Consider the following 6,466-nt stretch of genomic DNA (forward strand, 5'->3'; position numbering starts at 1 on the left):
GCATCACACCCGCAATGAAACTGAAAGCAGCCGCCTGAATTCTACGGCTGGACCCCATTAAAAATGGGGGGATTACCCTTCGATCAAACAAGTATCAATGAGCTATTGACGAAACTCGAAAAAAATCCAGCTTTAGACATTATAGAGGAATTGTACGTCCGGGAAAATTTCTTCGACCTTGCACACGGAATACAGGAAATATGGCCAAACGCCGAAGCAATGGTCGACGGTCTTACCAAGTTCGAATTGAATTATGTATCTGAAATGATCAACTGGCATGATGGAACCAATCATCAAAGAACGTACTTCTACGCGCAGAAAATTCTTGGTGCCCTTAGGGTTGCTGGAAAGCAGCAAAATTGGGGGAAAGTAGGCGCGTTTCTTGAGTATATCCGCCTTGACCGCTCAAAGAGACAATAAGCACAAATAAATTCTATATTTTTTATGCTATTAACCTAATGACCATACATCGAAAACATCACTCTCGCTCTCCCAAATTTCATACAACCAACTTATGTGGCCACGCACGGGAGTTATCAAAAAGCACATTGCATCTATAGTTTGGTTAGTCCGGATACAAGTTGCGCAAGGGTTCTCATATATTGATCGCTTGAAAAGTCATCGATTCTAAGAAGGCGAAGTGAAAAAACTGTTGAGCCAAACAAGTAATTTTCCCAAGATTCCGATGAGAAATTCTTAATGGCCTGTTTTCGTATCTTCGAAATTAATTCGTAGATCTTCGGCAATCCGTCCAAAGATTTGTTTCGACCAATCAAATTGTCGTAATTAGAAATGAGATTCTCGAATTTCAAAATTTCATGAAATTCCAAAGCATCTTCTCGATAGTTTAGTCTGACACTACTTTCAAATACAATAAAGTCCGTGAATACATGATGCCGTCCAGTGTTCTGGAAATCTATGAATATGTACTCGCCACTTTCCGTTCCCAGAACATTGTTGCTGTTGAGATCGCCATGGCAAACAGTCGTGCGTGTCGGACCTCGACCAACAGAAAACAACTTTGATGAAGGTTCAGGCACTGACAAGTCATCGCCCACTTTGATGGCTCCACTTGTCTCGATAATCGCGCCCAACAGTTCTTGCGCTTTTTGGTTGAAGTGGTTGGAACATTCATCAAGAACGGATTTAGACCTGAAGTAGCTGGCAGAATAGTATTCGGTAATGTCAGTGTCTTCATCCACCTCGGCAAGCTTTTCGGAATACCAGGTCTGGTAATCTGGTGAGAAAATGCTGTCTATTACTTGCTCTGCAGCGTCACCGTCTCCCGCTTCCAAAGCCGCAGTAACAGAATCATAGGACACGGCGTTTCCTGCAATGAACGAATAGCACACACCCCCCCACTTTTTCGCATATCCAGTCCCGAGCAAATCTACTCGCCACTTATAAGGTAGCAGCCATCTAACATACTTGTTGTAGTTTAGCTCTTCTTCCCTTGCTGCCTGTGGGTGTGACACTTTCAAGACTGCCGCAACACCCCTAATTTGGGGATCTGTGTACGTGACATCCATTCGAAATACATGGCTTCCACTATAACCGCCCGTGAGCGGGGAAAGCCTGACATCAACGGTTTCGCTAATCCTGTCTGGCCTTAGATCGCCACTAAACAAGACCTGTGCCACGATTGAGCAGAGTTCTCTGTTCTTAGACCCACCTTTAAACACTTCAGGAATTGGGGAGTCTTCAGTAATTCTAACTTTTAGGTTTTGGCAAAATGCAGCGGAAAACTTCTCGGCCACTCCCAAGATGTAATCAGGAAGTCCTTGGGTTAAGAGCGTTTTATCCACAAAAATGTCAAACGAGGTCGACTTCGTAGACACCGTTCGTAAATTGAGCATTTTCCCGGTAGTACCAAATATGACTAAGTCAGGGTAGCTCTGTTTGAATTCTTGGACCCATTGCAAACCCAGCCTTTCGTTACTTGCCCCAACTAAATCCACGATCAGCACGTGAATTCGTTCACTCCCAATCGAAGAGTCAATGATTTTTTGAGCTTGCTGTCGCCCTTTCGCATATTTCGCGGAGAAGCAGATATTTAAACTCTCAAATATTTTGTTGTATTTCCGAACTGAATCCTCAAAAATCGCATTGGACTCTTCTACAATTATTCCGTTGATTACAGTTTGCATCTATTTCACTCTCTCGGAAGCAAGAACTCAACCACATCGTAGCGGCTGCATTTCGACAAAGACAACGTCATATAACCTCCAAGTGCTCTCGTAATCAATCCAAGTCCATAGAGACCGAAATGCAGTGGCTTGTCGGCCGCGTCATGGCTTTCAATTGGCATTAGGCCAGCGGTCTCGGCAACTTCTTCAGGAATCAGCCCATATGTGATATACTTCACTCTGATTTCGTCTCTCCGCGACTCGCGACGTCCAAAATCTATTCTTATCAAATCGCTAATTATATATTTTTCATCTCGACGAAATATTGGAGAGTGGTTGATAGTGTTGGACATCAGGTTTCTAATAATCGTCCAAATGCCTTCAAATATATCTGCTCCGACCCTTGTCGGTACCGCTCCACTTAGACGTACCATTCCTTTGAGTGATGATACGAGAGAACACTCTTCGTTTGGGTAAAGTTTATCGACACGTTTTCCGATCAAATCCAATAGCTCACTGCCTCGCACATCTTCGACCCCGCCGGAGGTGCCCGCAACCGGGCTAATCAATAGATTCTGCAGTAGTTCTTTTTGTTCCGCATTAAAAAAATCAGACTCCAGGTGGTTTACGATTTCATGAAGTGGATCTGTCACTTTCGAAAGTTGCCTTATCCAATTCACGTCGCTGAACGAAAACAGGCTTCTGTACTTCTCTTCGATCGTGTGCTTGAGGGCGTAGAGATATTCCAGATCTTCATCAAATGCCCTCTTCTCCCTTGCTTCGAGGTTAATTGTACCAATAACTGTTTCAGAAAAGAAAAACGGGAAGCATAATTCACTTAACGTCTGCTCTCTACGTGAAATTATTCTGTACAGTCCTAGTTCTGAGTACTCTCGTGGAATGGGCTCTCGTGTATTGCGAATGTATACATAATCCACGTCACTGTTGTAGGTGGTGTAGGTGAATGCATTGACGCTTTCGAACTTCTCCCTTAAACCGATCTCTTCGTGCCGGTTCTCACCCTCCGAATTACCATGTGGCTTCCCATCCACAAGTAATTTAAGGCTATTGGTCTGCGGATCATATGTTCTGATTGTTAGTGAGTGACAACTTGGAATCACTTTGAAAATTTCCTGAATAATACCATCCATGAATTTTAAAAAATTCTGCTCAAGCTCCTTATAGTTGGAAGCTTGCCCATGAAATGACTTGAAACGGATCTCCTTTCTCAGGCGGATCAGTAGTTTAAGTTTGGTATTTTTTTGAAAAATGTCCTCGAATGATTTCGCGAACGTGTTCAGAAGAAACATATCCTCTCTGGTAAATCCGGTAGTTGACTTTGATAGTAGGAAGTACTTTTCCCCGTTGAAACTGTTCTTCTGGCGCACGGGGATGGCAGCAAGGTGTCCTTGGCAACTAGAATTGCATGTCAAAACGGGTATCCCCGTTGAGAAGCTATTCTCGACTTCGGCCAAGAATTCTTCATCAAAATGGCGAGGCCTGTCCGCCTTCACGCTTAAAGAAGTAGGTATATGCGTCGCTCTCAATGTATTGCCTTCGTTGCGGAGACGAACAATCGAGAGTTTGAGCAACATGTCCTTTCGGACCTCCAAAACGCTTGCCCGGAGTAGATCTAATAGATCAGTTGTGTCTAATTTGGACATTACACCGTTAATTTTGGTGCGGATGGAGTCTTCTGCGGTCAGCCTTTTCTTGAATGCGTTAATACTGTTTGCAGCAATTTGGGAGAGAACACCCGAGATGTTATCGAAATCGCAAACGTCGGCATCCAAATCTTTGTAGTAAACTCGATAATTTTCACGGATGGATACGCGCCAATCGTCGCCAACATTGCGAAGCCACTCGTGTTCCATAGGCGACTTTATGAACCTTAGCACGCCGTTCTCAAATGAGAACGACAACGTAGGAATGACCTGTTTCCCATCAGTCCATTGACCATGAACAGTCGCAGCGTTTGGCACCAGTTGAAGCACTGCCACTTTTAGATCGCTTTGCGAAAACAACCTTGAATTGTCGTTTTTTCGGCTTTCGCTTAGGATTGGTTCAGTTGTGAAGTTTGTTTTTGCGAAGTTAGATGCCCCCATCATTGCGTTGTTATCTACCATTCAAAGCCGGTCCAATTTATTCTCGGGTTCGCCACCGCGACTTGCGTTTCTTCCAGCTCGTCAATCGGCAAACAGCGTCGCTATGATGGTTAGGGCATTTTAACTTGCGGCGCTCTTTTGGCAAGCTGTATGATGAAATCATCCATTATTACTTCCGCCGGCTCTCCTTTGAACCCGCAATAGCTTGCTTCAAATCCCGTTCCACATCTCTGCACCTTCTGTAGCTGGTTTCTGAGGGTGTTGGCAGACGAAGGCATACCTTGCGATGCTTTTGAGCGAGATGTGGATGATGTCCTTCGGGATACCTCAGTTGTTTTGCGGCTACGAACATAACAAAATACAAATTTGCCGTGCCTTTGCCCTACCAACTTCAGATCCTTGGTAGCCAGAAAACGGTCGCTCTTCCCATCAGGTGGCAACATAACAAAAGCAGCTCTCCGGTAGGAAAGCGTTATGTTTCAGTCATTTGGCGGAGAACGGATGAAACAGGCTAAAGTGTTATCTTCTGAGGAACTCAAACGCGTGATGGCGATCTGCGGCACGATGCAGAACGGCAAACGCAACCGATTGATGTTGATGCTCTCACATTACGCTGGGCTGCGCGTGGGTGAGATTGCCTCGCTCAAGTGGGCCGATGTGCTGGACAAAGACATGAAGCCCAAGGCGATGTTCTACCTGAAAGCGGAAAACACCAAAGCCAAGGAGGCGCGGCAGGTGCACTTGAACGCCAAGCTGCAAAAGGAACTGGCAACCTACTGGGCGCAGTTGGATCGATGGAAGAAACTTGAGCGCCCAGTGGTCCAGTCCCAGAAAGGTGGGCACTTCACCCCCATCAGCATGGTGCAAGCATTTGCCCGCGTTTTTGATGCTGCTGGGATCGAGGACGCGTCCTCACACAGTGGTCGTCGTTGGTTCATCACGCAGATGGCCCATTCTGGTGTATCGCCGAAGGTGATCATGGAACTGGCTGGGCATAAGCAGTTGACGACGACCCAGCGTTACATCGACGTAACCGACGAGCAAAAGCGGAATGCCGTCGAGGTACTATAGTATAGTGTGTCAGGTCGATCTGCTTTCCAGATGCGCAAGCTTAGCGGGCAGGTTGCTGCGGGAATGTAGGAAATCTACGATGATCACTTCATCATCGGTTTTCAGAAACACGATGAAGTGCTGACCGGCGCGGGTGAAGCGCAAGTCCTCCTTTATGCCATCAACCAAGATCGCGCAGCTTTGATGCGAGGCTGTGCCATTGGCAATCTGTTCGCAACGCTGGATCAGGTCTTCTTCATAGGCCTCAGCTTGACGGGGACCAAATGTATCTAAGGTCCAAATTGCAATTTCAGTGAGGTGTTCTTCGGCTTGCCGGGTTAGGCGAAACGGTTTCAACGGGCTTTTGCTTTTGCAAAGGCTCTGCGGATCGCATCAGTGCCGCTGCCTTCGGCCAGATCGCGATTCACAGCTTGCTCAACCCCACGGGCAAGACGTGCCGACAACTCAGTCACTTCCGCCTCTTCGCGTTCCAGCAGGCGCAACCCGGCCCGCATGGCTTCGCTGGCATTCTGATACCTGCCCGAAGCAACCAACCCGGCAACAAGTTCCTCTTGGTGATCTGTGAGAACTACGTTTTTCGTGGCCATTGTGGGGTCCTTTTGCTGTTGGCAATATATGCCATAGGCTTGCTTGTGTCTATGTTTCGGGCCACAAAACTGCATGAACAAGCTGAACCCACTTGCCGACGGCGATCCCTTGCTGGACCAATCCAAGCTGTTCCATGCTTTAGAGCAGACGATCCTATATGCCGAAGAAAACGGCGGGATCGGATTGACCCAAACCAAGTTGTTCAATCGCAAGTTTGCCCATTGGGGTGCGCAGAATTTCGATTGGCCCAACTATTCCGAGGAAAAACTCCTGCGGGTGCAGAAGGTGCTGAACGAAGAAGACGTGCCGCCAGTGATGGTGATCCATGATGTCCTCAGCATCGCCAAGTGGGGCAGACATATCAAAGGCAAGTTTCAGCTGAGCAAAAGCCTGAAATCCTTGGCTGCGCATCGTGGACAGCTGTTGGAGGCTTTGGCCCAGCAGTATCTATTTGGTTACAATCACGGGCGGCTCAGCCGGATCGATTTCACCGCACCCGGTGAGCAGCCCCACTTGAGTGGTCCATTTTAAAAGTTAGTGCATGATTGGCCGTTGATCCATCGGGATGATGGCCTC

7 protein-coding genes are annotated in these 6,466 nt (G+C 46.9%); 3 read left to right on the plus strand and 4 right to left on the minus strand.

Annotation, left to right across the window (positions count from 1 at the left end; all coding sequences use genetic code 11):
* Nucleotides 1-63 precede the first annotated feature (63 nt).
* Nucleotides 64-420: a hypothetical protein gene (locus FOY56_RS23070; RefSeq protein ID WP_146348506.1), complete on the plus strand. Its 357-nt coding sequence runs from the start codon at nt 64-66 to the stop codon at nt 418-420.
* Nucleotides 421-554: 134 nt separating this feature from the next.
* Here the strand turns inward: FOY56_RS23070 and FOY56_RS23075 are convergent, their stop codons facing one another.
* Both FOY56_RS23075 and FOY56_RS23080 read right to left on the minus strand, forming a co-directional pair.
* A complete protein-coding gene (locus FOY56_RS23075; RefSeq protein WP_146348507.1) occupies nt 555-2,147 on the minus strand; it encodes a phosphotransferase in 1,593 nt (530 codons plus the stop codon).
* 5 nt (nt 2,148-2,152) lie between these two features.
* Complete coding sequence (locus tag FOY56_RS23080) at nt 2,153-4,252, minus strand: hypothetical protein (RefSeq protein WP_146348508.1); 2,100 nt, start codon at nt 4,250-4,252, stop codon at nt 2,153-2,155.
* Between the two features lie 453 nt (nt 4,253-4,705).
* On the opposite strand from FOY56_RS23080, the gene FOY56_RS23085 reads away from it, so the two are divergent.
* Nucleotides 4,706-5,302, plus strand: a complete 597-nt coding sequence (locus tag FOY56_RS23085; protein WP_222435030.1) for a tyrosine-type recombinase/integrase — start codon at nt 4,706-4,708, stop codon at nt 5,300-5,302.
* Nucleotides 5,303-5,311: 9 nt separating this feature from the next.
* Here FOY56_RS23085 and FOY56_RS23090 read toward each other — a convergent pair whose 3' ends face one another.
* Nucleotides 5,312-5,638: a type II toxin-antitoxin system RelE/ParE family toxin gene (locus FOY56_RS23090; protein WP_146348509.1), complete on the minus strand. Its 327-nt coding sequence runs from the start codon at nt 5,636-5,638 to the stop codon at nt 5,312-5,314.
* A complete protein-coding gene (locus tag FOY56_RS23095; RefSeq protein WP_146348510.1) occupies nt 5,635-5,889 on the minus strand; it encodes a type II toxin-antitoxin system ParD family antitoxin in 255 nt (84 codons plus the stop codon). The genes FOY56_RS23090 and FOY56_RS23095 overlap by 4 nt, the downstream gene beginning before the upstream one ends.
* 73 nt (nt 5,890-5,962) lie before the next feature.
* On the opposite strand from FOY56_RS23095, the gene FOY56_RS23100 reads away from it, so the two are divergent.
* Nucleotides 5,963-6,421, plus strand: a complete 459-nt coding sequence (locus FOY56_RS23100; protein ID WP_146348511.1) for a hypothetical protein — start codon at nt 5,963-5,965, stop codon at nt 6,419-6,421.
* Nucleotides 6,422-6,466: the final 45 nt, after the last annotated feature.

Source organism: Falsiphaeobacter marinintestinus (assembly GCF_007923355.1).
GTDB classification, from domain to species: domain Bacteria; phylum Pseudomonadota; class Alphaproteobacteria; order Rhodobacterales; family Rhodobacteraceae; genus Phaeobacter_A; species Phaeobacter_A marinintestinus.